This window comes from Rhodoferax sp. GW822-FHT02A01 (assembly GCF_038784515.1).
Lineage (GTDB): Bacteria > Pseudomonadota > Gammaproteobacteria > Burkholderiales > Burkholderiaceae_C > Allorhodoferax.
The window spans coordinates 4,655,190-4,681,496 of the sequence record NZ_CP152376.1 but is presented as its reverse complement, the minus strand read 5'-3'; the positions used below and the strand labels follow the sequence as shown (position 1 = coordinate 4,681,496).

At 59.8% G+C, this 26,307-nt stretch carries 28 protein-coding genes; 22 read left to right on the top strand and 6 right to left on the bottom strand.

Features of this window, described 5'->3' with window-relative positions; translation table 11 throughout:
- Nucleotides 1–13: 13 nt before the first annotated feature.
- From AAGF34_RS22220 to AAGF34_RS22210, 3 genes are read right to left on the bottom strand one after another with little or no spacing between them, the layout of a single operon-like run.
- Nucleotides 14–856: an ABC transporter permease gene (locus AAGF34_RS22220; RefSeq protein ID WP_342617880.1), complete on the bottom strand. Its 843-nt coding sequence runs from the start codon at nt 854–856 to the stop codon at nt 14–16.
- Nucleotides 853–1,656, bottom strand: coding sequence for an ABC transporter ATP-binding protein (locus AAGF34_RS22215; protein ID WP_342617879.1), 804 nt, complete (start codon nt 1,654–1,656; stop codon nt 853–855). Before AAGF34_RS22215 ends, AAGF34_RS22220 begins: the two co-directional genes overlap by 4 nt.
- Nucleotides 1,657–1,660: 4 nt before the next feature.
- Entirely contained in the window at nt 1,661–2,647 is a 987-nt protein-coding gene (locus AAGF34_RS22210) for an ABC transporter substrate-binding protein (protein ID WP_342621162.1), read from the bottom strand.
- Between the two features lie 178 nt (nt 2,648–2,825).
- Between AAGF34_RS22210 and AAGF34_RS22205 the strand changes: the two genes are divergently transcribed.
- The 18 genes from AAGF34_RS22205 to AAGF34_RS22120 all read left to right on the top strand — a co-directional run bounded on the left by AAGF34_RS22205 (nt 2,826) and on the right by AAGF34_RS22120 (nt 19,054).
- Complete coding sequence (locus AAGF34_RS22205; RefSeq protein WP_342617878.1) at nt 2,826–3,377, top strand: prepilin-type N-terminal cleavage/methylation domain-containing protein; 552 nt, start codon at nt 2,826–2,828, stop codon at nt 3,375–3,377.
- Nucleotides 3,370–3,837: a prepilin-type N-terminal cleavage/methylation domain-containing protein gene (locus AAGF34_RS22200; protein ID WP_342617877.1), complete on the top strand. Its 468-nt coding sequence runs from the start codon at nt 3,370–3,372 to the stop codon at nt 3,835–3,837. The genes AAGF34_RS22205 and AAGF34_RS22200 overlap by 8 nt, the downstream gene beginning before the upstream one ends.
- Nucleotides 3,838–3,839: 2 nt before the next feature.
- Nucleotides 3,840–4,697 carry a prepilin-type N-terminal cleavage/methylation domain-containing protein gene (locus tag AAGF34_RS22195; RefSeq protein ID WP_342617876.1) on the top strand — a complete coding sequence of 286 codons (858 nt, stop codon included), beginning with the start codon at nt 3,840–3,842 and terminating at the stop codon, nt 4,695–4,697.
- A complete protein-coding gene (locus AAGF34_RS22190; protein WP_342617875.1) occupies nt 4,694–5,104 on the top strand; it encodes a hypothetical protein in 411 nt (136 codons plus the stop codon). The genes AAGF34_RS22195 and AAGF34_RS22190 overlap by 4 nt, the downstream gene beginning before the upstream one ends.
- Nucleotides 5,105–5,150: 46 nt before the next feature.
- Nucleotides 5,151–6,923, top strand: a complete 1,773-nt coding sequence (locus AAGF34_RS22185; protein WP_342617874.1) for a GspE/PulE family protein — start codon at nt 5,151–5,153, stop codon at nt 6,921–6,923.
- 5 nt (nt 6,924–6,928) lie between these two features.
- Complete coding sequence (locus AAGF34_RS22180; RefSeq protein WP_342617873.1) at nt 6,929–8,167, top strand: type II secretion system F family protein; 1,239 nt, start codon at nt 6,929–6,931, stop codon at nt 8,165–8,167.
- 2 nt (nt 8,168–8,169) lie between these two features.
- The gene (locus tag AAGF34_RS22175; protein ID WP_342617872.1) at nt 8,170–8,646 is read left to right on the top strand and encodes a hypothetical protein; all 477 of its coding nucleotides are present in this window, start codon (nt 8,170–8,172) and stop codon (nt 8,644–8,646) included.
- A 144-nt stretch (nt 8,647–8,790) separates the two neighbouring features.
- On the top strand, nt 8,791–9,183 hold the full coding sequence (locus AAGF34_RS22170) for a type II secretion system protein (protein WP_342617871.1): 393 nt from the start codon (nt 8,791–8,793) through the stop codon (nt 9,181–9,183).
- Nucleotides 9,184–9,228: 45 nt separating this feature from the next.
- Nucleotides 9,229–9,513 carry a hypothetical protein gene (locus tag AAGF34_RS22165; RefSeq protein ID WP_342617870.1) on the top strand — a complete coding sequence of 95 codons (285 nt, stop codon included), beginning with the start codon at nt 9,229–9,231 and terminating at the stop codon, nt 9,511–9,513.
- The gene (locus tag AAGF34_RS22160) at nt 9,510–10,226 is read left to right on the top strand and encodes a methyltransferase domain-containing protein (protein WP_342617869.1); all 717 of its coding nucleotides are present in this window, start codon (nt 9,510–9,512) and stop codon (nt 10,224–10,226) included. The genes AAGF34_RS22165 and AAGF34_RS22160 overlap by 4 nt, the downstream gene beginning before the upstream one ends.
- Nucleotides 10,227–10,240: 14 nt before the next feature.
- Nucleotides 10,241–12,421, top strand: a complete 2,181-nt coding sequence (locus AAGF34_RS22155; protein WP_342617868.1) for a tetratricopeptide repeat protein — start codon at nt 10,241–10,243, stop codon at nt 12,419–12,421.
- A 251-nt stretch (nt 12,422–12,672) separates the two neighbouring features.
- Complete coding sequence (locus tag AAGF34_RS22150; RefSeq protein WP_342617867.1) at nt 12,673–13,653, top strand: hypothetical protein; 981 nt, start codon at nt 12,673–12,675, stop codon at nt 13,651–13,653.
- A 9-nt stretch (nt 13,654–13,662) separates the two neighbouring features.
- Entirely contained in the window at nt 13,663–14,349 is a 687-nt protein-coding gene (locus AAGF34_RS22145; RefSeq protein ID WP_342617866.1) for a PilN domain-containing protein, read from the top strand.
- Nucleotides 14,346–14,996, top strand: coding sequence for a hypothetical protein (locus AAGF34_RS22140; protein WP_342617865.1), 651 nt, complete (start codon nt 14,346–14,348; stop codon nt 14,994–14,996). Before AAGF34_RS22145 ends, AAGF34_RS22140 begins: the two co-directional genes overlap by 4 nt.
- A complete protein-coding gene (locus AAGF34_RS22135; RefSeq protein WP_342617864.1) occupies nt 14,993–15,352 on the top strand; it encodes a hypothetical protein in 360 nt (119 codons plus the stop codon). The genes AAGF34_RS22140 and AAGF34_RS22135 overlap by 4 nt, the downstream gene beginning before the upstream one ends.
- Nucleotides 15,349–17,067, top strand: coding sequence for a secretin N-terminal domain-containing protein (locus AAGF34_RS22130; protein ID WP_342617863.1), 1,719 nt, complete (start codon nt 15,349–15,351; stop codon nt 17,065–17,067). The genes AAGF34_RS22135 and AAGF34_RS22130 overlap by 4 nt, the downstream gene beginning before the upstream one ends.
- The gene (locus AAGF34_RS22125) at nt 17,067–17,972 is read left to right on the top strand and encodes an AAA family ATPase (RefSeq protein WP_342617862.1); all 906 of its coding nucleotides are present in this window, start codon (nt 17,067–17,069) and stop codon (nt 17,970–17,972) included. The genes AAGF34_RS22130 and AAGF34_RS22125 overlap by 1 nt, the downstream gene beginning before the upstream one ends.
- Nucleotides 17,969–19,054 carry a hypothetical protein gene (locus AAGF34_RS22120; protein WP_342617861.1) on the top strand — a complete coding sequence of 362 codons (1,086 nt, stop codon included), beginning with the start codon at nt 17,969–17,971 and terminating at the stop codon, nt 19,052–19,054. The genes AAGF34_RS22125 and AAGF34_RS22120 overlap by 4 nt, the downstream gene beginning before the upstream one ends.
- A gap of 22 nt (nt 19,055–19,076) precedes the next feature.
- On the opposite strand, the gene AAGF34_RS22115 is transcribed toward AAGF34_RS22120, so the two are convergent.
- Complete coding sequence (locus tag AAGF34_RS22115) at nt 19,077–19,538, bottom strand: DUF192 domain-containing protein (protein ID WP_342617860.1); 462 nt, start codon at nt 19,536–19,538, stop codon at nt 19,077–19,079.
- Nucleotides 19,539–19,781: 243 nt separating this feature from the next.
- Here AAGF34_RS22115 and icd point away from each other — a divergent pair, with 243 nt between their 5' ends.
- The 3 genes from icd (at nt 19,782) to clpA (ending at nt 23,960) form a co-directional block, all read left to right on the top strand.
- Nucleotides 19,782–21,041 (top strand): NADP-dependent isocitrate dehydrogenase, encoded by a 1,260-nt coding sequence (gene icd, locus AAGF34_RS22110; RefSeq protein WP_342617859.1) that lies wholly within the window; start codon nt 19,782–19,784, stop codon nt 21,039–21,041.
- Nucleotides 21,042–21,198: 157 nt separating this feature from the next.
- The gene (gene clpS / locus AAGF34_RS22105; protein WP_342617858.1) at nt 21,199–21,561 is read left to right on the top strand and encodes an ATP-dependent Clp protease adapter ClpS; all 363 of its coding nucleotides are present in this window, start codon (nt 21,199–21,201) and stop codon (nt 21,559–21,561) included.
- Between the two features lie 77 nt (nt 21,562–21,638).
- The gene (gene clpA, locus AAGF34_RS22100) at nt 21,639–23,960 is read left to right on the top strand and encodes an ATP-dependent Clp protease ATP-binding subunit ClpA (RefSeq protein ID WP_342617857.1); all 2,322 of its coding nucleotides are present in this window, start codon (nt 21,639–21,641) and stop codon (nt 23,958–23,960) included.
- Between the two features lie 37 nt (nt 23,961–23,997).
- On the opposite strand, the gene AAGF34_RS22095 is transcribed toward clpA, so the two are convergent.
- A complete protein-coding gene (locus AAGF34_RS22095) occupies nt 23,998–24,486 on the bottom strand; it encodes a DUF1499 domain-containing protein (protein WP_342617856.1) in 489 nt (162 codons plus the stop codon).
- Nucleotides 24,487–24,678: 192 nt separating this feature from the next.
- Here AAGF34_RS22095 and AAGF34_RS22090 point away from each other — a divergent pair, with 192 nt between their 5' ends.
- Entirely contained in the window at nt 24,679–25,485 is an 807-nt protein-coding gene (locus AAGF34_RS22090) for a patatin-like phospholipase family protein (protein WP_342617855.1), read from the top strand.
- 198 nt (nt 25,486–25,683) lie between these two features.
- Here the strand turns inward: AAGF34_RS22090 and AAGF34_RS22085 are convergent, their stop codons facing one another.
- Nucleotides 25,684–26,229, bottom strand: a complete 546-nt coding sequence (locus tag AAGF34_RS22085) for a phasin family protein (RefSeq protein ID WP_342617854.1) — start codon at nt 26,227–26,229, stop codon at nt 25,684–25,686.
- Nucleotides 26,230–26,307 lie beyond the last annotated feature (78 nt).

The window sequence follows — 26,307 nt, the reverse complement described above, 5'->3', positions numbered from 1 at the left end:
CCAGCCGGTGCATTCAGAGTTTCTCGCCCGCGCTGCGTGGTTGCCACTTCAGCAGGCGTCGCTCCAGCAGGCCCACCAAAGCGTCAATCGCCAGTGCACATGCTGTCAGGACAACGATGCCGGCCACCACGGTGTTGACGTCAAATGAGCCTTCGGCTTGCAGGATCAAATAGCCCACGCCGCGGGCCGATCCCAGGTATTCCCCCACCACGGCACCCACAAAAGCCAGCCCCACACTGGTGTGCAAGCTGGAAAACACCCAGCTGGTGGCACTCGGCAGGTACACGTGGCGCATCAACTGGCGTTGGCTAGCTCCCAGCATGCGCGCATTGTTGAGCACGATGCTGCTGACTTCGCGCACACCTTGGTAGACATTGAAGAACACGATAAAAAACACCAGCGTGACTGCAAGCGCCACCTTGCTCCAGATGCCCAGGCCAAACCATAGGCCGAAGATGGGCGCCAGGATGACCCTGGGCATGGAGTTGGCCGCCTTGATGTACGGGTCCAGCACTGCGCTGGTGGCAGGGGAGAGCGCTAGCCACAAACCGGCAAAAAGGCCGGTGGCAGTGCCTATGGCAAAGGCCAGCAGGGTTTCGCTGAGCGTAATCAGCAGATGGGGGTAAATCTCCGCAGGCAAGGGCAAGGTGAACCAGGTGCTGTCCTTGGTGCCCACTTCCAGCGATGACGGGTTCTGGGTGAACCATGCCCACAGACGCTGCGCCACGGCCAGCGGATCTCCAAAGAAGAATGCCATTTGCGGAGTGCGCGAGGCCCAGTGCCAGGCCATCAGCAGCAATGTCAGCAGCGCCAGTTGCCACAAGCGGGTGAATCGGGGTTGGCGGTACTGGCTCATGCGCGCTCCATTTGCTGTTGGTATCCGCGCAATACCTCTTCGCGCAGACAGTGCCAGATGGCGGTGTGAAGCTCCACAAAACGAGGCAATGAGCGCACTTCGATGACGTCACGCGGGCGTGGCAAATCAATCGCGAAGTCACCGATCGGGTGGGAGGCCGGCCCGGCGGAGAGCACCACCACGCGGTCACTCATGGCAATTGCTTCGTCCAGATCGTGCGTAATGAATAGCACCGCCTTCTTCCTGGCGCTCCACAGTTCCAGCAGTTCGTTTTCCATCAGCTGGCGGGTCTGAATGTCCAGGGCGGAGAAGGGCTCATCCATCAGGATGATGTCCGGATCGAGAATCAGGGTTTGAGCCAGCATGACCCGCTTGCGCATGCCGCCACTCATCTGGTGCGGGTAGCGGTCGCCAAAGGCCCCCAGACCTACGCGCTTGAGCCAAAGTTGGGCCTGTGCGCGTGCATCGCCGCCAGCGGCGCCACGAAACAGCAGGCCTGCCGCCACATTGTCCAGCGCGCTTTTCCAGGGCATCAGGCTGTCGCCTTGAAACATGTAGCCGGCACGGGCGTTGATACCGCGCAGCGGCTCACCAAATACCTGCACCTCGCCTTGCGAAGGTGCAAGCAACCCGGCGGCCACGTTCAGCAAAGTGGACTTGCCGCAACCGGTGGGGCCCACTACCGATACAAACTCCCCCGCTGCTATTTGCAGGTCCACAGCATGGGTGGCCGTATATGCACCCTGGCCATCGCGGGCCGGGAAGGTGCAGCTCACGCCTTCTAAAGTCAAAGCGTGCATGGGGTCAAGGCTTGGCGTATTTCACATTGGCTTTGCGTACAAAGTCATTGGTGTAGATCCGGGGCAGGTCTATGTTCTTGCCTTCCAGGTCCTTGTCAAACTGCTTGAGCATGGCAAGCGCCGTGGCTGCTCCTTTCTCCGGAAAAGTGCCGTCCGGGGAAATCGCCTCACGCACCTTGAGCCAGGCGTCCAGGTACAGTGCACGGTCACCCAGCAGATAGCTTTCGGGTACCACCTTCACGATGTCGCTGGGCCCGGCTGCTTGCAGCCATTTGAGCGCACGCACCATGGCATTGGTCAGGGCCTGCGTGGTCACCGGGTTGCTGTCAATGAATTCCTGGCGGGTATAGAGGCAGCCCGCAGGCATGGGGCCACCATAGACCACTTCGGTCTCCTTGAGCTTGCGCGTGTCCGCCACAATTTTGAAGTCGCCGGCGCGTTCCAGCGTGCTGATGACGGGGTCCAGGTTGGCAATGGCATCTATCTGACCACTGCGAAATGCCGATACCGCGCCCGGGCCTGCGCCCACACCGACGAAAGACACGTCGGAGGGTTTGAGCCCTGCCTTGGCCAGCACAAAGTTGGTCATGATGTTGGTCGAAGAGCCTGGCGCCGTTACACCAATTTTCTTTCCCTTGAGGTCGGCCACCGTCTTGTAACTGGGTAGCGTCTTGGTATTGACTGCCAGCACAATTTGCGGGGCGCGACCCTGCAATACAAAGGCACGTATGAACTGCCCTTTGGCCTGCATGCTGATGGTGTGCTCAAAGGCTCCGCTGACCACGTCAGCGCTTCCGCCCACCAGGGCCTGCAAGGCCCGACTGCCACCAGCAAAGTCGCTGATTTCCACGTCCAGCCCCTCTGCCTTGAAGTAGCCGAGTTGCTCGGCAATGGTCAGTGGAAGGTAGTAAAAAAGGTTCTTGCCGCCAACCGCTATGGCAACCTTCTTCTTCTCCGGGACCTGTGCACCGGCAATACCGCACAGGCCCATGGTTGCCAGTGCCAAAGTACCGCCCACTACAGCGCGGCGTTTCATGCGTGGATCAAATTGCAACATGTGTCGTCCTCATTTTTTGTAAGTACCCCGACTGAAGGGGTGCATCAATTATGATGGCTTGCCCGTACCACGGCGAGCGAGCTTTTCGAACACCGACGCGTGACGAGAGACTGTGTACAACAACGACCAGATGACCCAGAAGACCGGCAGATTGCGCTGTGCCAGCCAGCCTGTGGTGTATCCGTCGGTTTTTTTGCAGCATGGTTTTACCTTGATCGAACTGATCATGGTGCTGGTTGTAACCGCCGTGTTGGCAGCCGTGGCAATGCCCAGCTTCAACAGCGTGAGTGGATTCAGTGCACGCGGCTTCCATGACCAGACCCTGGCCTACTTGCGGTTTGCTCAAAAGACGGCCATAGCGCAAAGGCGTACCGTGTGCGTGGGTTTTACCAGCAGCTCCATCACCCTGGCGATAGCCTCGGCAGTAGGCACCAGCAACTGCGCTACGGCAGGCAGCTTGATCGGGCCGCAAGGCGAATCTCCGGTGGTACTCAATGCAAAGGCCGGCGTAGCCTACAGCGCAACGCCGATTGCTTTCAATTTCGACAGCCTGGGGCAGCCCATTACCTCCAGCGGCACGGCGCAGACCACGCAAACCATTCAGGTCAGCGGCGTGGGCAGCACGATTGCCGTTGAAACAAGCACAGGGTTCGTCCATGAGTAGGCGGCTCAGCCGGGGTTTTACCCTGATTGAGCTGATCATCTTCATAGTGGTGGTCGGTCTGGCCATGGCTGGCATCCTGGCGGTCTCCAACACGGTGGTCAGGTCCAGCGCCGATCCGCAGGTGCGCAAGCAGGGGCTTGCCATTGCGCAGTCGCTGCTGGAAGAAATCCTGCTCAAGGAGTACAGCAAACCCGCAGGCAGTACGGTGGTGGGATTTTCCGGAGGGGGGGCACGCAACCTGTATGACTGTGTCAGCGATTACGACGGCTACGTCACCACCGGTGGCATTGTGGACGCCAGTGGAAGCGCCGTCAGTGGTCTGAGCGGGTACAACCTGTCGCCAGCCGTATCCGTCACGTCCGCATCTTTGGGTTCCGTGGCAGCCTATCGGATCGTGGTGTCGGTCACCAGCCCGCGAGGCGATGTCATATCGCTCACGGGCTACCGGGGAAACTACTAGCGATGCGTGCGTCGCCCCATCTGCCACAGGATCAACTTGGTTTCACCCTGATCGAATTGGTGATCGTGATTGTCATACTGGGCGTGGTCAGCGCCATGGCGGCCGTCTTTATGCGTGGACCAATTGATGCCTACTTTGCCGTAGCGCGTCGCGCAGCGCTTACCGACCTCACCGACACCGTATTCCGGCGCCTCGAACGGGATGTGCACAAGGCCTTGCCCAATTCCGTACGCACGCCGAATACGGCGGGGGCCAATCAGTGTCTGGAGTTCATCCCGACCAAGACTGGCGGACGCTACCGGGCCGACGGTACGTCGTCGGCGCTGACCTTCAATGCGGCGGATACGTTATTCAATATGCTGGGGCAGAACAGTCTGTTGCCTAATGACCAGCGCATCGTCGCCGGGGACATCATCAGCGTGTACAACCTGGGGCCCATGGTGAGCGGGGCAGATGCCTACAACCAGGACAACACTTCGGTGGTGACTGCGGTGGGCACCGAATTCCAGAACACCACACCATACACCGGCTGGGAAACGCCGCTAACCATTGCCAACAAGCAGTTTCCGCTGGAGTCCGGCGGCAGCCGTTTTCATGTGATTCCGGCGGCGGAACATATCGTCTCCTACGTGTGCAGCGGCAACAAGCTCTACCGCACCGTAAACGCAACCAGTTTCACCAGCGCCTGTCCTGCAAGTGGTTCGGTCATTGCCAACAATGTGAGCACCTGTTTTTTCGACTACAGCGGCGATGATCTTTCCCGCAATGCCCTGTTGCGCATCGTGCTGCAGGTGAGGGACAGCAGCGGCAATGAGTCGGTGCAGATGCAGCAGGAAATTCATGTGAACAACACGCCATGAAGCGCAGAGTCCATTTCCAGTCAGGTTTCGCTGCGATTGCCGCCATCATCGTCCTGACCGTGCTGGCAGGCATGGGGGCGTACATGGTGAGCTTCTCCAATACACAGCAACTGGGTTCGGCGCAGGACATGCAGGGCACGCGCGCATATTGGGCGGCGCGAGCTGGGCTGGAGTGGGCATTGGGTGCGGTGACCGTGGACGCCACTACCTGCCCGTCGTCACCTCCTGCAACGGTGGATACCGGGAATGTATTCAATCTGAACGTGAGCTGCAGCATGCAGACCTACCCGGAAAACGGGGTGACGGTGACCATCTTTTCGTTTCAGTCCATTGCATCCAGCGGTACCGTGGGCTCCATCGGGTATGTGGAGCGCAGTGTTTCGGCGTCCTACGAGGTGCCGCGATGAAGACCCCCGTGCTATCATTTTTTCCAAACCGCACAAGGAATTGCGCATGAACTTGGCCGCCACAGCGCTTGGCACGCCCGCTGTACCCGAAGCTCCCCGTCCCGTACCCGGGCGTCCGGAGAAGCTGCGTCTGGGGGATGTGCTGGTTCAGCAGAAGCTGATTTCGCAGGAGCAACTGCAGCAGACCCTGGACCTGCAGCGCACCACAGGCAAGAAGGTTGGCCGCCTGCTCATAGAAACCGGCATCATCACCGAAGAGCTGCTCGCCAATGGCTTGGCGCGCCAGTTGCGCATTCCATTCGTCAACCTCAAGACCTTTCCATTTCGTGCCGACGTAATCAAGCTGCTGCCGGAGTCCGTGGCCCGTCGCTTCAAGGCGCTGGCGCTGGAAGACAAGGGCGATGTGCTGCTGGTTGCACTGGCCGACCCACTGGACCTGTTTGCCTACGACGAGCTCACCCGCATCCTCAAGCGCAATATCGCCATTGCCGCGGTGCCGGAAGGCCAATTGTCGGCCGCCTTTGACCGCCTCTATCGCCGTACCGAAGAAATCAGCGGTCTGGCGCGCGCCCTGGAAAAAGACCTGGGCGACGCGGTGGACTTCGGTGAACTCACTGCATCCGTAGGCACCGAAGGTGCGCCCGTGGTGCGCCTGCTGCAGTCGCTATTTGAAGATGCCATGCAGGTGGGGGCTTCCGACGTGCACATCGAGCCGCAGGAAACCAGCCTGCAAATCCGCGTGCGTGTGGACGGCGTGCTGCAGGTGCAGACGCAGGCCGACAAGCGTATTGGTGGCGCCCTGGCGCAGCGCCTCAAGCTCATGGCCGGGCTCGATATTTCCGAAAAACGGCTGCCGCAGGATGGCCGCTTCAGCGTGCGTCTGAAGGACCACACGATTGACGTGCGTCTGTCCACCTTGCCGACCAATTACGGGGAGTCCGCCGTCATGCGCTTGTTGGTGCAGGGCGCCGGCATGCGCCGCCTAGACAGCATTGGCATGCCAGAGGCCATGTTGGCGCGCTTTCGCGATCTGCTGGGCCGCACCTCCGGCATGGTGCTGGTCACCGGTCCTACCGGTTCCGGCAAGACCACCACGCTGTATGCCGCGCTGGCGGAAGTGAATGCCGCCGAGCTCAAAGTCATTACCGTGGAGGACCCGGTCGAATACCGCCTGGCCGGGCTGACGCAGGTGCAGGTCAACGATAAGATCGAACTCACCTTCGCCAAGGTGCTGCGCTCCTGCCTGCGGCAGGATCCGGATGTGATTCTGGTGGGCGAAATGCGCGATGCCGAAACGGCAGAGATCGGTTTGCGGGCCGCCATCACAGGTCACCTGGTGCTGTCCACGCTGCATACGCGGGACGCTATCAGTACCCCGTTTCGTCTGCTCGACATGGGTGTGCCCGCGTTCATGGTTTCCACATCATTGCAGGGCGTGATTGCCCAGCGTCTGGTGCGGTTGAACTGCCGTGAATGCAGCGCCCCGCACAAGCCTACGGCGCAGGAGGCTGGCTGGCTCACCGGCATGCTGGCCGATGGAGAAAACATCCAGGCCAAACGCGGCTTGGGTTGTTCTGCATGCAACGGCACCGGCTATGTAGGTCGGCAGGGCGTATATGAGTTGTTCGAAATGGACGCGGTGCTGACCCAACTGGCGTCACGCGCCGATCCGGGCGAATTCATGCGCGCCGCGCGCGACCGCATGAAGGGGCAGACCATGGCCTTTCACGCACTAGAGTTGGTGCGTCAGGGGCGAACTTCGCTGGCCGAGGCCATGCGCATCGGTTTCGAAATCGATGCCGCTGACCTGGAAGACTGAGCCGGATGCCTACCTACACCTGGCGCGGTCGCAATTCCCGCGGAGAGTCCGTCACGGGCGAACTGGACGCGATGACCGAAAGCGGTGTGGCAGACCAGTTGCTGGCCACCGGCATTGCGCCGGTTCACATCGCCGAGGCAAAAGTCACCAAGTCGGAGCAGGGCGAGGGCCTGCTGGCCCGGTTGAACCGCAAACCGGTGGTGGTGGATGACCTGATGATTTTTTCGCGCCAGATGTACACCCTCAACAAGGCCGGGGTGCCTATCCTGCGCGCCTTTGCCGGCTTGCAGGCGTCGGCCACCAAGCCCGCCATGGTGGAGCTTTTCAAGGACATTCGCTCCAGCCTGGACCAGGGGCGGGAATTGTCGGCCTCGCTGGCGCGGCATCAGGACTTGTTCGGGAACTTCTATATCTCCATGGTGCGCGTGGGCGAGATGACAGGCCGTTTGACCGAGGTGTTTCTGCGGCTGAACGAGCATATGGAGTTCGAGCGTGATGTGCGCGAGCGCATCAAGCAGGCCATGCGCTACCCGACCTTTGTGATGATCGCAATGGCCCTGGCCATCGTGGTGCTGAACATCTTTGTGATTCCGGTATTTGCCAAGGTGTTTGCCGGCTTCAATGCGCAGCTTCCTTTGCTCACGCGCGGCTTGCTGGCGTTTTCGGGTTGGATGGTGAGCTGGTGGCCGTTGCTGATCGCACTCACCATAGGCGCCGTGGTGGCGGTTCGCGCGTACCTGCGAACGCCACAGGGGCGCTACAGATGGGATGCCCAAAAGCTCAAGCTGCCCATCGTGGGCGACATCATTCTGAAGGCTACGCTGTCTCGATTTGCGCGCAGTTTTGCCCTGTCCAGCCAGAGTGGCGTGCCACTGGTGCAGGCGCTGACCGTGGTGGCGCAGACTGTGGACAACGCCTTCATAGGAAGCCGCATCGAGCAAATGCGCGACGGCATTGAGCGGGGCGAGAGCATTTCCCGTTGTGCCACGGCAACCGGCGTATTCACTCCGGTGGTGCTGCAGATGATCAACGTAGGTGAGGAGACCGGCGAGCTGGACAACCTGTTGTTCGAGATCGCCGAAATGTATGAGCGCGACACCGATTACGCCATCAAAGGCCTGTCAGCCGCCATCGAGCCCATCTTGCTGGCCGTGATTGCAACCTTGGTGCTGTTGCTGGCGTTGGGCGTCTTCTTGCCGCTGTGGAACCTGGGCCAGGCTGCCATGGGCAAGGGGGGTGGCTAGGGATGCGGCGCAATTACACGCGCAGGGCGCTGGAATGGGGCCTTTTGGCCGCGGTGATTCTGGCGTTGACAGGTTACTTTTTCCGGGAGTTTCGGTTGGTGCAGGCGCAAGGGGAATTGGCAGCTGTCAAGTCCACGCTGGGATCTCTTCGTACGGCGTTGCTGCTCGACTTCCTGCAACGTGAAGCCAAACATACGGGTGCCGATGTGGCGATGCAGCGCAATCCGTTTCTGCTGCTCGATCACCTTCCGGGCAACTACGTCGGCGTGCTCGACAGCAGCAAGGGCCAGTCCGTTCAGGCCGGAACCTGGGTATTTGATTCGTACTGCGTATGTATCGGCTACGAGCCATTGAATACCCAGGGCCTGAATACACAGGAATATGCCCCGGCCATGTGGTTTCGCATCAGTACGCCACCGGGCCCGCTTCAGATCAACGCTACGCAAAACTACCAATGGGCGGGGCAGCTCGTTGAATGATGCCGCATACGCAACAGAACTTTGACTCAGCGCAGAAAAGTTTGGCCTGTAAGGTAGTGATTAGCTAAAAGTCAGTATCATTTATAGCAATGTGCAGGTAGCCGCCTGGGCTGAATCAAACTACATACTTGGAAGGCGAACATCATGGGCAATGAGCAACGCGGTTTTACGCTGATTGAGTTGGTAATGGTCATCGTGATTTTGGGCGTATTGGCTGCAGTCGCATTGCCTAAGTTTGTCGATCTGAGTTCCGATGCCAAGAACGCAGCCATTACGGGCGCTGCTGGTGCGTTGTCTTCGTATGCATCGATCAATTACGCCGCTGCACAAGCCAAGAATACCCAATCCATAGCGGTTTCTGGCGCAACCCCAGCCAACGCACTTACGGCCGGTATGGCGACATGGGATAGTGCTTTTCAAATTTCTTCCCAAGGGTCGTGCGGCACAGTAGCGGGTGCAACGGCTGGCGTAACGTTGACTCATAGCAAGGGTACGTCTGCCAACTCCGCCGTCGCAACCATCGTGTGCACTGGCTGATGTCCTCTGGGTGCGCCTGCGGTGCACCCCAAAATGGGGGCCAACGTGAGTAAGTCTGCTGCGGTCGCCGCCGCTTTGCTGGAAGCCTTTTTCCGATCGGTTCCGGCCAATCGCAAGAAGCGCATTACCGATGGTGAATGGGCCGGGGCATTGCATGCCTTTCACAAGGAAGCCATAGCCATTCGCAAGCAGTTTGGACTGGGCCCTTTGGGGCGGGCGTTGGCAACCTACCAATTCCAGAAGAAACTGCTGGCCGCCGGATTTGACGCGGCCACTGTTCGCAAAGTTGTTTTCTCCCTGGTACTCAATGCATTTGTTTCCAGCACATGAGTGTCTGGAGCGGATGGATCGTGCGTCGCATTGAGAGCTGGTTTTCCAGCTTCCAGAGGCGCCATGATTTGTTACCCGTTGTCACTGCAGTTGCACCCAATGACGGCAATAAATTGCTGCTGCACGTGGGTTGTGGTCACGCTACTTTGGCCCATATTCCAGTTGAGGGCTTCCATCGCGAGGGCTGGAAGGAATTGCGTCTGGACGCGGATGCAACGGTGCACCCGGACATTGAAGCGACGATGACCCACATGGTCAGCGTGGGTAGCGGTTTTGCCGACGCCGTCTACTCTTCGCATGGCCTGGAACACCTGTACTGGCACGATGTGCCCAAAGCTTTGGCCGAATTCTGGCGCGTGTTGAGGGACGATGGATTCGCTGTGATCACTTGTCCGGATGTACAGGCCGCGGCTGCCATGATTGCGCAAGACCGCATGTTCGAACCGGCTTACGAGTCGCCGTCCGGAACCATTACTCCCTTCGACATCTTGTACAGCTACCGGCCCTTTGTGGAGCAGAACCCGCAATGGATGTCACACCACTGCGGTTTTACCTTGAGCACGCTGACTCAGGTGCTACGTGAAGCGGGCTTTCCCATGGTTGCGGGTTTCAGGCGTCCAGGCGCTTTCGATCTGTGGGTGCTGGCGAGCAAATCGCAACGCTCAGAGGGTGAAATGCGCACGTTGGCAAAAGATTATTTGGTCAGCATCTGAGCGAGGCACATAGCATGCGCCTCCTTGCACGTTGGGTGTCACGCTGGCTGGAGAGCCGGGGTTTGGGCCACGTTGCAGATGCCGTGGATCAAAGAGGGGCCTCCGCTGGCGACGCGTCTGCCTTGCACGCCATGGCCAAGCGTGCTTTGGGCCGCAGTGACCACCTGCAGGCGATAGCGCTTTTGCGTCAGGCCATTGCTGTCAACCCGAAGGCGCCAGACATCTGGTGCAGTCTGGGCGCGGCCTGTCGCCATGGCGGCGCCTTCGAGGACGCCCGTACGGCCTATGAGCAGGCACTGGCACTTAAGCCCGATTACCCCGAAGTGCTCAGCAACCTGGGGGAATGGCATATCGCCAACGGGGAGCCCGAAGCGGCCTTGCCTTGGTTGGAGAGGGCCTTGCAGATTGCTCCCGGTTTCTTCCAGGCGCGCATCAACCAGACGGCGGCGTTGTTCGAGTTGGGGCGCTTTGAGCAGGCCCGCCAGATCGCAGAACAGATAGTGAATGACGAGCCTGCCAGCGCGGAGGCCTGTCTGAACTTGGGCAACGTGCTGGTACATACGGGTAAGACCAAACTGGGGATCAGGCAATACCAAAAGGCACTGGAGTTGCAGCCGCACTATGCCGAAGCGCACTTCAATCTCTCTTCCTTGCTCGGTTCCAAGGAAGACTTGGCCCTGGCCATTGGCTACCTCAAGCGCCGGCTGGAAGAGCGCGGGGACAGCGTGCAGAACCTGGGCATGCTGGCGTCTGCCTACCAAGCCGCCGGTCAGCTGGAAGAATCGGAGCGGTTGTGCCACCGGATCCTGCAGCGCCAGCCAGACAATCTGACAGCGCTGATCACGCTGGGCTCCTGCCTGAGCAATGGCGGGGATTCGGCGGCTGCAGCTGCGCTATACAAACGGGTGGTGGACAGCGACCCGACCCAGGTGGCCATGGGCTCCAACATTCTGTTTGAGTACAACAACGTTTATGCCGTGGGACGCGAGCAGCTATTTGCGCTTCACCGTGCGTGGGCCCAGCGTTTTGAGAAGCCCGTGCTGGAGCTGCCGGACTTTGCCTCGTACGACCGCAATCCACAACGACACCTGCGCATAGGCTATGTTTCTGGAGATTTCATCCGTCACCCCGTGGGCTTTTTGTTGCGCGACGTTTTGCAGAACCACGACAAGCAGCAGTTCTCGGTCCACTGTTTTTCCATGGTGATCCGGTCCGAGGACGTATTGCCGGAGCTGCGCCAGGCGGCTGACAGCTGGGACGACATCTTCTTCCTGTCGGACGAAGAGGTGGTCAAACTGGTGCGCGAGCAGCAGATCGACATCCTGGTGGACCTGTCGGGTCACACGGCCTTTCACCGGCTGCTGGCATTTGCTCGCAAACCAGCGCCGGTGCAAGCCGAATGGATTGGCTACTTTCACTCGACCGGGCTGGAGTCCATCGACTACTTCATCACTGACCCCGTGACTTCGCCGCGTGGTAGCGGGCAATTGTTCAGCGAGGTTCCGGTGCACCTGCCGCATACCCGCTTTTGCTATGGACCACCCGATTACGCGCCCGATGTGTCGTCCTTGCCGTCACGCGCCAATGGGTACATTACTTTTGGCTCTTTCAACCGCCTGCCCAAACTCACCGACGAAACAGTGCAAGCTTGGAGCCGTATTTTGTTGGCATTACCTCACAGCCGGCTGGTCCTCAAGAGCGGGGCGCTTTCAGATGCCGCTGTCAGCAGGCGTGTGCGCCAACGCTTTGAGCAGCAAGGCATCGACTCTGCCCGCCTGCAGCTGCGCGAGGGTTCCAGTCACCGCGACATGCTAGTGGAATATGGCGACATCGACATTGCGTTGGACACTTTCCCTTTCAACGGCGGAATGACCACGCTGGAGGCGCTATGGATGGGTATACCGGTAGTGACACTTGCGGGGGACACAGTGGTATCGCGGCAGACAGTATCGGCGTTGGCCAATCTGGGGCTGGATGCAGAGCTGGCCTTTGCAAGCGTTGATGCCTATGTGCATGGCGCAGTGAAATTGGCGTCAAACCCGCTGCGCCTCGCACAGTTGCGGCAGAGTCTGCGTCCGTTGATGATGGCCAGTCCGTTGCGCGACGCTCGCCAGTTCACGCTGGATCTGGAGGCGCTGTTTCGCCGCATGTGGTCGGCCTGGTGCCAGGGAAGCAAGCTACCCTCGGACCTTTAGCTGTGCGGGTACTGCCTGCGCATCGTGATCGCAAACCGTGGAGTCAACGCAAAAAACGCGCACCGTCGCCCGTTTAGAGGGGCAATAGCTATTATTATGTGAGCAAGCCAGCCAAGCCCTCGGGGTTGGGCTTGGTGAACTAGATAAATCTGTACCCAATTCCGCATTCGAGGTAGTTCCTGAAAATGCAGTGGCCCTGGAAACGAGCTAGCTCGAAAGACCAACTGATCGTTTCGTGGTCCGCGCAGCAATTGGCGTATGTACAAGCCACCAGGGAAAGCGGGAGCCTGGTTGTAAAGCGCATGGGCGTGGAGCAGCAGGGGAGTGACAAGCTCAAGGATTTCACTGACCGGCTGATCGCCAGTGGCCTGGGCAACAGCAGCGCAATGGTCATGCTCAGCACAGAGCAATGCATGTTGCTGCAAATTCCCGCACCCGCCGTCCCACCTGAAGAATTGCGTTCCGCAGTGCGTTACCAGATACGCGACATGGTGGACACCCATATCGATGACCTCACGCTGGATGTACTGATGGTGGGTGATGGCCAGGACAAGAGTGCCGGTCAGGTCTTTGTGGTGGCGGCCCTAAATACCGTGGTGCGCGAAGCCATGCAACTGGCCGAAGCCATGGAGTGGGATTGCCGCGTCATCGATGTGCAGGAGATGGCCCAGCGCAACCTGCAATCCGCGTGGGCCAAGTCTTCCGGTCTGGCCGATCGCGCCACGGCGGCCTTGGTGATCGTCAACGAAAAGCAGGCGCTGTTTACCATCAGTGCACGGGAAGAGCTGTATTACAGCCGCCGACTGGACCTGCCCGCTGGCTTCTTGGCCATGCAGTGGCATAGTGATGTGCACCAGGCAACCGCCGCACTGGATGCCTACACCCCAGTGGGCGAATACGTTCCCGACTACGGGAGCCCGGCCAGCGGATTCGGGGCGGATGACTCCACGCTGGGTGGTAATGACCGCGTGCAACGCTTTCTGGTCGAAGTCCAGCGCTCTCTGGATTTGTGGGACCGCACCTGGACCAGCCTGCCGATGGCGGGCGTGGCGGTATGTGCAGGTAGCCGCTCGGCGGATCTGGCGGATTGGCTGAGCCGTGGACTGGGACAGACCGTGGCCGTCATGGATCCAGCGCAGATGTTCGACGGGGTTCCGGAGCTCAACGATCAGGAGCGCATGCAATGCCTGCCGCTGCTGGGACTGTTGTTGCGTGTCGAAGGATCCGGCTGAAGTCAGACCATGCCCCAGCAAATCAATCTCTGTACCGCAGTTTCCGCCCCGCAGCGGCAGCGCTTTCCTGCCTCCGTGATGGTGGCTTACCTGGTTGCCAGTCTGGTGCTGCTTGCGCTGGTGTCGGGTTTCTGGCTCTGGAGTCTGGACAGCTCGGCAAAGACCTATGAACAAACACTGGAGCTGCAGGCGCGCGAAATCAAAAGCCTGCAGGCCGCCATTCAACGCGGGCGCGCCGCCGCGAGTCCGGTGGACCCGGCCCTGTTGCGCGAGGTGCAGGATCAGCGTGCTTTGATTCAGCAGCGTGAAAACATGCTGCAGCAAGTGAGCCAGGGCTTGTACCAGCCGGGTGGCAGGCACTCGGACCGTCTGCAGCTGCTGGCACACAGTATCCCGGCGGATACCTGGGTCACCCGTGTCAAGGCGGATAGGGCGGTTTTTGAAGTGTCCGGCTACACGCTGGATACCAGCAGCCTGAACGATTGGGTAACGCGACTGGGCCAACATCCTTTGATGCAAGGCCTGAAGCTGGACACCGTAGCCGTAAACCTGGTGCCGGAAGCCACCGCGGCAATTGCCAAGGCGGCTGCATCCGCGCCGGCCGCTGCGGCCCGACCCATGTGGACCTTTACGCTGCTAAGTGCTGCCCCTGCAACCGGCGCAGAGGCTTCCTCTCCCACAGGAGCCAAGCCATGAAGCAACAATGGCAGGAACTGCTGGCGCGCGTGGACGCACTGAGTTTGCGGGAGCGCGTGTTTCTTTTTCTTTCGGTATTTGTCTGTGTGCTGGCGGGCGCCGACTTCTTCTGGTTCACTCCGGCGACGGTCGCACACCGCCAGCTGCTGCAGCGCTTTTCTGCCCAAAGCGCCGAACTCGATCGGCTGCGCAATGAGTTGCGCGTCAGCGGCGTACCCAGTGACCCGAGCAAGGACGCCCGGGATGAACTGCAAAGCGCCAAAGCGCGTGTGCAGGAGCTCAATGCACAGATCACAGCCCTGGCGCCAACCGACACCAAGGGGCCGGCTTTGGAACTGGTACTGCAGCGCCTGCTACGCCGCCAGGATGGTTTGACCTTGGTCAGCCTGGATACGATGCAATCTGCCAACGCGTCCGGTAGCAATGGCGCAGCCGCTTCAGCGTCTGCCGCGAATGCCGGTGATGCAGCCGTCTCCAAGCGCGGGTTGGTGCTCAAGGTCACGGGGCCCTATGGCGAACTAGTGAAATATGTGCAGGCGTTGGAGTCAGCCCTGCCGGGTCTGCGTTGGGGGACCATGGAGCTCAAGACCGACAAGCGTGGCAACGAATTGACATTGCGCGTGTATGCCGTGGGAGTACAGCTGTGAAGACTCTCAACCTGGCAAGATGGCTGGCCGTTGCATTGGCGTTGCTTGCAACGTCGCTGTGCGCGCAACAGCGAGACCCAACGCAACCTCCACCCGGATTTTCCGATGCTCCCGTAGCGGACAAGGGCAAGGCTGACCTGCCCGTCGTGGACGGTGCTGCCATCGTCACGCGCAACGGAAAGCCTTTCCTGGTTTCGGGGACCCGACTCTACGCGGCGGGCCAGTCGATCGGCCCGTACAAGATCGAGCGCATCACCGAAACCGAAATCTGGCTGCGCCAGGGTAAAGAGCTTCGCAAAATCCAGAGATTCAACGGCATCGAGCGCCACACTGCCACCGAAAGGCCCACTCCATGACCCCACCTTTTTCGCACGCACTGTGCGTTGCCTGTCTGCTGTCCCTTGGCTTTCTGGGCGGTTGTGCCAATGACCACGTGTTGCGTACCCCCGATGTGAGCGCAGCCATGCGGGCCGACTTGCCGGTCGCGGCGCCCAAGGCGCCACCGGTCGTACCCGCGCAGGTGAGCGAAGCGCTGGCTGAGCCCGCACCTGCACCCGTCAAACCTGCGCCGGAACCACGGCTGGATCTGCTGGTGAGCAACGCGCAGGCGCGCGACGTGTTTCTGGCCATCGTGGCCGATACGCGCTACAGCATGCTGATGCACCCGGACGTAACGGGCACACTGTCCGTCACCCTGCGTGGCGTCACTGTGCAGGAGGCGCTGGAGTCGATCCGTGATGTCTACGGCTACGACTTCAAGATCGAGGGACGCCGCATCACGATTTACGCGCCCACCCTGCAAACCCGCATCTTCACCGTGAACTATCCCAATTCGCCGCGGTCCGGCACCAGCGAAATCCGGGTTTCAGCAGGCGGTTCGCAGATGACCTCGACCAGTGCCGGCACATCAACAAACGGCGGATCTTCATCAACCACCACCCAGCAGGCCGAGAGCAGCAAGGTATCCACCACCAGCAAGACGGACTTCTGGTCCGAGCTGACCGGTGCAGTCCGGGGTATCGTGGGAAATGGCGATGGACGCAACGTCATCACCAGCCCGCAGGCCGGCATCATGGCTGTGCGTGCCATGCCGGATGAGTTACGCCAAGTTGAGAAGTTTCTCAAGGCTGCGCAGATCGCCGTGGAGCGTCAGGTCATGCTGGAAGCCAAGCTGGTGGAAGTGGAGTTGCGTGACGGCTTTCAGAGCGGCGTGAACTGGGGCGCTTTTGCATCTGGTGTCGATGGCACTTTGGCTGTCGGTGTGCTGGGTAGTGCTGTCAACAGCACCAACGCCTTGCTGCAAGGGGGCGCTACCGCAGTCAGCGGGGTGGTTTCTGCTCCGGCCGTTGCAGCAGGCGGCGGCCTGTTCGGCCTGGCCTTGCAGACCAACAGCTTTGGCGCCGTGCTGGGCTTTCTGGAAACCCAGGGTGACGTACAAACCCTGTCCAGCCCACGCGTGGCCACGCTGAACAACCAGAAGGCGGTGCTGAAGGTCGGCACTGACGCGTTCTACGTCACCGGCGTCTCAGGCGGCTCCAACACCACTACAGCGGCCAGCTCCACAGGCACGACAACGACATTGCCCACGGTCAACCTGACGCCGTTCTTTTCCGGCATTTCGCTGGACGTTACCCCCCAGGTGGACGATGGTGTCAACATCACGCTGCATGTGCACCCGGCAGTGACATCTGTGACCGAAGTGTCCAAGCAGATTGACCTGGGTTCGGTGGGCTCCTACAAGCTGCCGCTGGCATCCAGCGCCGTGAACGAAACCGACACGCTGGTGCGCATTCAGGACGGGCGCATCGTGGCCATCGGTGGGTTGATGCAGATGGATTCCACACGCAATGTTTCGGGCGTGCCCGGTACGACCGGAAGCGCGTTTGCGGCCCTGTTCGGCAACAAGCTGTCTTCGGGGCGCAAGCGCGAGGTCATTGTGCTGATCAAGCCCACCATCATTCGAAGTGCCGAGGACTGGGAAGAACAAAGTCGTAAGGCACGGTTGGCGCTAGAGGATATGGACGACGCACGGGCCCGCGTGATCCAACTGGACGGCAACTCCGCAAAGTAATGTATCTGGGGCATTTTTCGCTGCGGGAAGCGCCTTTTTCCATCACACCGGATACCGACTTTTTCTATCCGCACGAAGGTGCGCAGGCCACGCTCAATATGCTGCTGGTTGCCCTGCGTAGCGGCGAGGGCTTTCTCAAGGTAGTGGGAGAGTTGGGGTGCGGCAAGACAGTGCTGTGCCGTCAGTTGCTCAAGACATTGCAGGGCGAGTTTGTCACCGCCTACATTCCCAACCCCGACATGGGTCCTGACGATTTGCTGCTGGCGCTGGCTGATGAGCTGGGCGTGCCCATAGGGCAGCCGGTGCAGCGCCACCAGATCATGAATGGCATAGGCGCCTGCCTGGTGCAGAACGCACGCCAGGGCAAGCGGGTGGTGGTGTGCATCGATGAGGCACAAGCGATTCCGGTGCGCACCGTGGAAAGCCTGCGCCTGCTGTCCAATCTGGAAACCGAAAAACGCAAGCTGCTGCAGATCGTGTTGCTCGGACAACCCGACCTGGACAGCAAGCTGGAGAGGCCGGAAATTCGCCAGCTGCTTCAGCGCATCACCTTTAGCGAATACCTGGGCCCCATGCCGCTGAAGCATGTGCCGGTGTATCTGGCGCACCGCCTTGCAACGGCGGCGCTGGACGCAGACCGTGTTGCGGATGTGTTCACCCCCGAGGCCGCCACTGCCATCGCCCGCGCCAGCGGCGGCGTGCCGCGCCTGATCAATGTGCTGGCACACAAGTGCCTGATGCTGGCCTATGGGGAAGGGGAGTCCGAAGTCAGTCTCTCGCATGTACGGCTGGCCGTGGCTGATACACCGGGACTCAGGCGGCCGGCACCCTGGTGGCGGCGCTTGCGCGCCGTCTGGATGCGCAGACCGGGTGTGCTGCGGGATGCCAATGGGGGTGCACTGTGAGCGTCATCAACAAGATGCTGCGCGATCTGGACGCGCGCAACCACACCGATGGCAGTCCGACGCACGGAATGCAGGACGGTTCGGGCGCCGCAACGGCCAGTCGGGGCGTGGCCGCATTGCCGGCTGTGGCACGAGCCACCCCGGCGCCACGCCTGCTGCTTGCGGCTGGCGCGGTGGTCGTGTTGGTTGCAACGATGTGGTGGTGGCTGCGTAGCGCCCCGGCCCCCGAACCCCACCTTTCGACGCCAGTGCCAAACGCGCTGTCGCAGCCATCAGTTTTGAATGCTGTTGACACGCAAGCGTCAGCTACGCCTCCTGCACTGGTGCCGGCAACACAGCCGGAAGCGCCTGCAAAGTCTGCAGTCAAGGCGCCAGCTCCCGTGCAGCGCGCACAACGGTCCAACGTCGTACCCGCCACGCAACCGGTTGCGCCATCCAAAGCCGCAGTGGTCGCCGCGATCAAGCCTGTCGCGCCAACGCCTGTGCCGTCGGGTGCAAGCAGTGGTGCCGTGTCGCCCGCGGTGACAGCACCCGTGATTGCGGCAGAGCCTGCCGCTACGGGCAGCCGCCAACTGCAGGCTGGGCGCGAGGCGCTGCTGCAGGCACAGGTCTTGTGGAATTCCGGCTCGCATGACGCGGCGATGGACTTGCTGCAACAGGCCCTGAGCGTGGTCGAACGTTCAATCACCGCGCCCGCAGGCCAGGCGCAGACTGCGCTCATGGCTTCACTTGCACGAGAGCTGGGGCGCATGCTGGTGGCAGACGGCCGACCGGCAGCTGCCATTGATCTACTCAGCCGTCTGGAACCCGCGCTGGGCCGGGAGGCCGATATCTGGGCTCTGCGGGGCAATGCCGCGCAGCGGCTGGGTCGGCATCAGGACAGTGTCAACGCCTACGCCATGGCCTTGCAATTGCGGCCCAATGAGCAGCGTTGGATGCTAGCGTCTGCCGTCTCCCTGGCAGCCATGGGGCAAACTGTGAATGCTACGGAAATGGCAACCAAAGCCAGTGCGCTGGGGCCCGTGAGCAAGGAAGTGCAGGCCTATCTGCGCCAAGCCGGGGTGCGACTGGGCGAACCCTGATGCTGGCGCTTGCGCAAGATGCCTAGTTGGCGCCTTCCTGGGTGAAGATCTTGCCGTTCAGCTTGCTGCCGGCCTTGATGCCTTTCTTGGCAAACCAGCCTTGGTTCATCTCCAGCACATAGCGGACCGGCCTGAGCGAGCAATGGGAGTCCGTGGTCTGCGGCTTCATGTCTTCCAGGTTCACGATGGTGCCGTCATCCGCAACAAATGCCGCAGTGAGTGGCAGAACGGTGTTCTTCATCCAGAAGCACTGCTTGCTGGGCGCCTGAAACACAAAGATCATGCCTTCGTTCTGGGGCATTTCCGAGCGGAACATCAGGCCGATCTGGTGCTGTTCCGGTGTCAGGGCCACCTGGGTATCGATCTGGTGGATACCGGCGGACAGGGTGATGCGCTGCAGCTGCGTTTGCGGCGTTCCCTGCGACCATGCCGGAGCGGCGAAACACAGGACCAGGGAGAGGCAAGCGGTGTAAATGGATTTCATGGCGCTATTTTGAAGCATGTCCGCTTGGCGCCCGTGCGGTCCGGTCAGGTTCACCGTGACTTTACAAATACCGGGCGGCCAATTCGAAGTTGCAGGAGCTTGATGCAGGTCTAAAGGCGCCCGCGAAGTGCAAGGCATTGCCGTGAGTGCACCATACATTGCGGATAATATGGCTCAGCGCATTGTCTTGTGGTGCCACACAGGTGCTACAGCAAGATTCCCCATCCACGGAGACGGTTATTCATGTCCAGCTACCAGCATATCCAAGTTCCTGCCCAAGGCAGCAAAATCAGTGTCAACGCGGACATGTCCCTGAATGTTCCCGATGAACCCATCATTCCGTACATCGAAGGAGACGGAACCGGGCTGGACATCACGCCGGTGATGCTCAAGGTGGTGGATGCTGCCGTTGCCAAGGCCTATGGCGGCAAGAAAAAGATCCACTGGATGGAGGTCTATGCCGGCGAGAAGTCCACCCGTGTCTACGGCCCGGACGTCTGGCTGCCGGAAGAGACGCTGCTGGCGCTGCGCGAATACGTGGTTTCCATCAAGGGCCCGCTGACCACTCCGGTTGGTGGAGGAATCCGGTCGTTGAACGTGGCCTTGCGCCAGGAGCTGGACCTGTATGTGTGCCTGCGTCCGGTGCAGTATTTCAAGGGCGTACCGTCCCCGGTCAAGGAGCCAGAGAAGACCAATATGGTGGTGTTCCGCGAAAACTCGGAAGACATTTACGCGGGTATCGAATACGAAGCCAAGAGCGACCAGGCCAAGAAGCTGATCAAGTTCCTGATGGAAGAAATGGGGGTGAAGAAGATCCGCTTCCCCGACACGTCCGGCATTGGCGTCAAGCCCGTGTCCATCGAGGGAACCGAGCGCTTGGTGCGCAAGGCCATCCAATACGCCATCGACAATGACAAGCCCAATGTGACCATCGTGCACAAGGGCAACATCATGAAGTTCACCGAAGGGGGCTTCCGCGACTGGGCCTACGCCCTGGCCAAGCGCGAATTTGGCGCGCAACCCATTGATGGCGGCACCTGGTGCCGTTTCAAGAATCCCAAATCCGGCAAGGACATCGTCATCAAGGACGTGATTGCTGATGCCTTCCTGCAGCAGATACTGACCCGACCGGCCGATTACTCGGTGCTGGCTACGCTCAACCTGAATGGTGACTACATTTCCGACGCTCTGGCCGCCCAGGTGGGAGGCATTGGTATTGCGCCTGGTGCCAACATGTCTGACTCGGTGGCCTGTTTTGAGGCCACCCACGGTACCGCTCCCAAGTACGCGGGTAAGGACTACGTCAATCCCGGCTCCGAAATCCTTTCGGCTGAGATGATGTTGCGTCACATGGGCTGGAAAGAGGCGGCCGATTTGATCCTGCGTTCCATGGAAAAAGCCATCCTGAGCAAGAAGGTGACCTACGACTTTGCCCGCCTGATGGAGGGGGCTACCCAGGTGAGCTGCTCCGGCTTCGGGCAGGTCATGATCGACCAGATGTAAACCACATCCGGGCCGCTCATCGCGCGGCAGGCAAAAAACCGCAGTTGGATTGAAGGTCTTCTGCGGTTTTTTCGTTCCTGTGTCTTGATTGCCACAAGAATGTCACCAGATCATGACTGTGATGCAGTCTTTGAGGGTGATCGATAGAATCGAAAGCATGGCAACTAAAAAACCTGAAACCCCACCTCCCAACCCGGTACGCGTGCCGGATCGGGATGATAGTGATTCGGTGGTGCTCGAGCGGGTTCCCCTGCGGGTCAAGCCGCCCGGTATGTACCAGGTGGTCATGCTCAACGATGACTACACCCCTATGGAATTTGTGGTGGTGGTGATCCAGGAGTTCTTCGGAAAGGACCTGGAGGCTGCCACACAGATCATGTTGAAGATTCATCTGGACGGTAAAGGCGTGTGCGGCGTGTATTCCAAGGATGTGGCAACCACCAAGGTGGACCAGGTCCTGGATGCGGCGCATAAAGCGGGGCATCCGCTGAAATGTTTGGCCGAGCCGGTTGAATTTTGAGAAGAACCCCAGACCTTGCAACTCTGTCGTTCAAAACGGTTTACAGTTAATCATCAACGCAAGGCAAAGGAAACCACATGATTGCCCAAGAATTGGAAGTTAGCCTGCACATGGCGTTCGTGGAGGCGCGTCAGCAACGCCACGAATTCATTACCGTGGAGCACCTGCTGTTGGCTTTGCTTGATAACCCCAGTGCTGCCGAAGTGTTGCGCGCCTGCTCGGCCAACATCGACGACCTGCGCAAATCGCTGGCCAACTTCATCAAGGACAACACGCCCCAAGTGGCGGGTACCGACGAGGTGGATACGCAACCCACACTGGGTTTCCAGCGCGTGATTCAACGCGCCATCATGCATGTGCAAAGCACCGGCAGTGGCAAGAAGGAAGTGACTGGCGCCAATGTGCTGGTGGCCATCTTCGGCGAAAAGGATTCCCATGCCGTGTATTACCTGCATCAGCAGGGTGTGACACGACTGGACGTGGTCAACTTCATTGCCCACGGCATCAAGAAGAGCGACCCGCCCGAAGCTACCAAGTCCAATGATGCACCCAGCGAGTCGGAAGAGGGTGGTGGCGAGAAGAACGAAAAATCTTCTCCGCTGGAACAGTACACCATCAACCTGAACCAGCTTGCCAAGGAAGGCAAGATCGATCCGCTGATCGGTCGCGAGTACGAAGTGGAGCGCGTCATCCAGATCCTTTGCCGCCGTCGCAAGAACAATCCTCTGCTGGTCGGTGAGGCAGGCGTGGGCAAGACCGCCATCGCCGAAGGTCTTGCATGGCGCATCACCCAGAACGACGTGCCGGAAATCCTGGCCGAGGCCGTGGTGTATTCGCTGGACATGGGTGCGCTCCTGGCTGGCACAAAATACCGTGGCGATTTTGAGCAGCGCCTCAAGGGTGTGCTCAAGGCACTGAAGGACAAGCCGCACGGCATTTTGTTCATTGACGAGATCCACACCCTGATCGGTGCGGGCGCTGCTTCCGGCGGTACGCTGGATGCGTCCAACCTGCTCAAGCCAGGTCTGAGCTCAGGCCAGCTCAAGTGCATTGGTGCGACCACATTCTCCGAATACCGCGGTATCTTCGAAAAGGATGCAGCGCTGTCACGCCGCTTCCAGAAGGTGGACGTGGTGGAGCCCACCGTTGAGCAGACCGTGGAAATTCTCAAGGGCCTGAAGTCCCGCTTTGAGGAGCACCACAACGTCAAGTACGCGGTGGCCGCTTTGCAGGCCGCTGCTGAACTGAGCGCCAAGTACATCAATGACCGTCATCTGCCCGACAAGGCCATTGACGTGATTGACGAGGCGGGTGCCGCACAACGCATTTTGCCGGCCAGCAAGCGCAAGAAAACCATTAGCAAGACCGAGGTCGAAGAGATTGTGGCCAAGATTGCCCGCATTCCCCCGGCCAATGTGTCCAACGATGACCGCGGCAAGCTCAAGACGCTGGAGCGCGATCTCAAGAACGTGGTGTTCGGTCAGGACAAGGCGCTCGACGTGCTGGCAGCGGCCGTCAAGATGGCCCGCTCCGGACTCGGCAAGGGCGACAAGCCGATCGGCTCGTTCCTGTTCAGCGGACCGACAGGCGTGGGCAAGACCGAAGCTGCCAAGCAGCTCGCCTACATCATGGGCATTGACCTGATTCGCTTTGACATGAGCGAGTACATGGAGCGCCATGCGGTGAGCCGTCTGATCGGTGCGCCTCCCGGTTATGTGGGCTTTGATCAGGGCGGTTTGCTGACCGAAGCGATCACCAAGAAGCCGCACGCGGTGCTGCTTCTCGACGAAATCGAGAAGGCACATCCGGACATCTTCAATGTGCTGCTGCAGGTGATGGACCACGGTACCTTGACGGACAACAACGGACGCAAGGCCGACTTCCGCAACGTCATCATCATCATGACGACGAATGCGGGTGCTGAGACCATGAACAAGGCCACCATTGGCTTCACCAATCCGCGCGAATCGGGCGACGAATTGGCAGACATCAAGCGTCTGTTCACACCGGAGTTCCGCAACCGTCTGGATGCACAGGTGAGCTTCAAGGCGTTGGATGAAAACGTCATCCTGCGCGTGGTGGACAAGTTCCTGCTGCAGCTCGAAACCCAGTTGGCCGAGAAGAAGGTGGACGTTACCTTCACCGACAAGTTGCGTAAGCATCTGGCCAAGAAGGGCTTCGATCCGCTCATGGGTGCACGACCGATGCAGCGTCTAATTCAGGACACCATCCGGCGTGCGCTGGCAGACGAGTTGCTGTTTGGTCGCCTGACCGACGGCGGTCGCCTGACGGTGGATCTGGACGACAAGGACGAAAGCAAGACCGAAGTGTTGCTGGACATCCAGCCTTTGCCCAAGAAGGAAGGCAAGTCCAAGCCGGAGGAAGCTACCGCAGGCTGATCCGATACTGCGCCATGCGGCGCAGGCCAAACAGGGCTCAGTTCTTCTGGAACTGGGCCCTTATTTTTTCAACGCGCTTGCGGTTGACACCCAAGTCCGACGCACCCAGTCGGCTGGCGGAGCGAACCTGAATGACGTGTGCACTGCGGTCCAGCCAGAATTCCACGTCGTCTGTAAATTTCAAAACAGCGGTGGTGCATTGGACATACAGGTAGTCTGCCTGCTGGGTGACAACGGTGGTGCGATCCATGCCCTTCAACAGGGTCGCCAGCCGGGCCATGGCTGCATCTCCATCGCCGGCGTATCCCAAGGGCGCGATGCGCGCATAGTCCCGCTGCGGATGGTTGGGGTACAGATCCGCCTGACTGGAGACGCTATTGGGCGTGGAGGAGGGCGGTTTCAGTCTGCCTTCGCGCACGCCCAGATCGGCGGGCATGCGGCCTTTGAGCAAGCCCAGTTGACCCACCAGCACTACGGCTGCGGCCATCAACAAGATGAAGAGAATTCCAAATCCCAGGACTTTCACAGGTATTCCTCGCAATATCGGGTGCCGCAGAAGGCGTCGCCTTTGCAGACAGAATAGCGGATATAGAAACACCGGTCCTTTTCGAACGCAATGACGTCATTTCGCCCCTTCTTTTTTCCCGCCTTGCTGGCATTTGTTTTGGCTGCTTGCTCATCGGCACCCGTCATCGAAACGCCAGTACCGACGCAGCCTGTGCAGCCTCCCGTTGCCATCAAGGTGCCACCCAGAGTCGGTCTGGCCTTGGGTGGCGGCGCAGCGCGCGGGTTTGCCCATGTCGGCGTGATTCAGGTTCTGGAGGAAGCGGGCATACGTCCTACATTGGTGACCGGAACTTCTGCGGGCAGTCTGGTCGCTGCCATTTACGCCAGCGGCAAGAACGGTGCGCAGTTGCAGCAGGTCGCCGAAACTATGGAAGAGGCGGCAATCGCCGATTGGAGCCTGCAGATATTTAGCCGAGGAGCATTACGTGGCGAGGCATTGGGCCGCTATGTCAATGCGCAGGTGAATGGCCGGCTCATAGAAAACATGTCCCTGCCTCTGGGCATAGTTGCCACCGACCTGAATAGCGGGCAGGAGACGCTGTTCCAGCGCGGGGATACGGCCACGGCGGTTAGGGCTTCCAGCGCGGTTCCAGCGGTATTTCAGCCGGTGCGGATATCCGGGCGCGACTACGTGGATGGTGGCCTGGTGTCTCCCGTGCCAGTACGTGCCGCGCGCCGAATGGGCGCGGAGCTGGTCATTGCGGTGGACATTTCCACACCGCCGGACGGTAACTTGTCGGGCGGGACCCTGGAAATCCTGCTCCAGACGTTTTCCATCATGGGTAAGAGCATCAACGCCTATGAGCTCAAAGACGCCGATGTGGTGATTCGCCCCAATCTTTCCGGCATATCGAGTGCCGACTTCAGCGCACGCAAGCGCTCCATTGAGGCGGGCCGCCAGGCCATGCTGCAAGCCTTGCCCCTGTTGCGTGCGGCCATCGCTGCCAAGACCCGGTGAAATGGTTGAGCCAAAAAAAAGGCCCCGTCTTGCAACGAGGCCTTGAAGGGATCCCTGAACCTGATGGTTTCGAAAGGACCCGAGGAGACAACCGGTAGAAACAAAGAGTTCCTGATGGGTTTAATTATCTCAGGGTTTTCCCTCGGTTTCTAGAGCCAGAAGAGAAAAAAGACAAATATTCTCTTTCTGGCGTCGAAATTAGCGCTTCTTGGCAGTGCTGGCTGCTTTGGTAGCAGTGGAAGCAACAGCGTTGAAATTGGCTTCTGCCACTTCAGTGGCCTGCTTTACAGCCTTTTGCACGGATTCCAGTGCGTTGTTGGCGGCAGAAACAGAGCTCTTCAGGATGGCAACAGCGGCTTCAGAGCCAGCAGGTGCATTCTTGGCAGCGCTGTCAACCAGGGTTGCAAACTTGGCTTGAGCGTCGGCGGCCTGGCCTTCGATAGCCTTGGTGAACTCGGCACCGGTGCTGGTGGCGATGTCATACAGGTGACGGCTGTAGGCAGCGGTCTTTTCGGCCAGGGGTTGCAGCAGGCCGGATTGCAGGGCGATCAGCTCTTGCACGTCCTTCACGCTCAGAACGGTCTGGGCGTGGCTGGAAACTTCAGACAGGGCAGCCTTGGAGGCCGTCAGGTTCAGTTCCACAATCTTTTCAACGCCTTCGAATGCCTTGTTGGTCAGACCAAACAGGGTTTCGATGTTGGCTTTTTGTGCTGCGACGACTTGTTCAACGGTAAGAACGGACATTTTGTAACTCCAAATAGGTATGAATCGACGGGACTACTTGCCTGCGTTCCCATGGGGCTTGTGCGACTCAATGTTGCA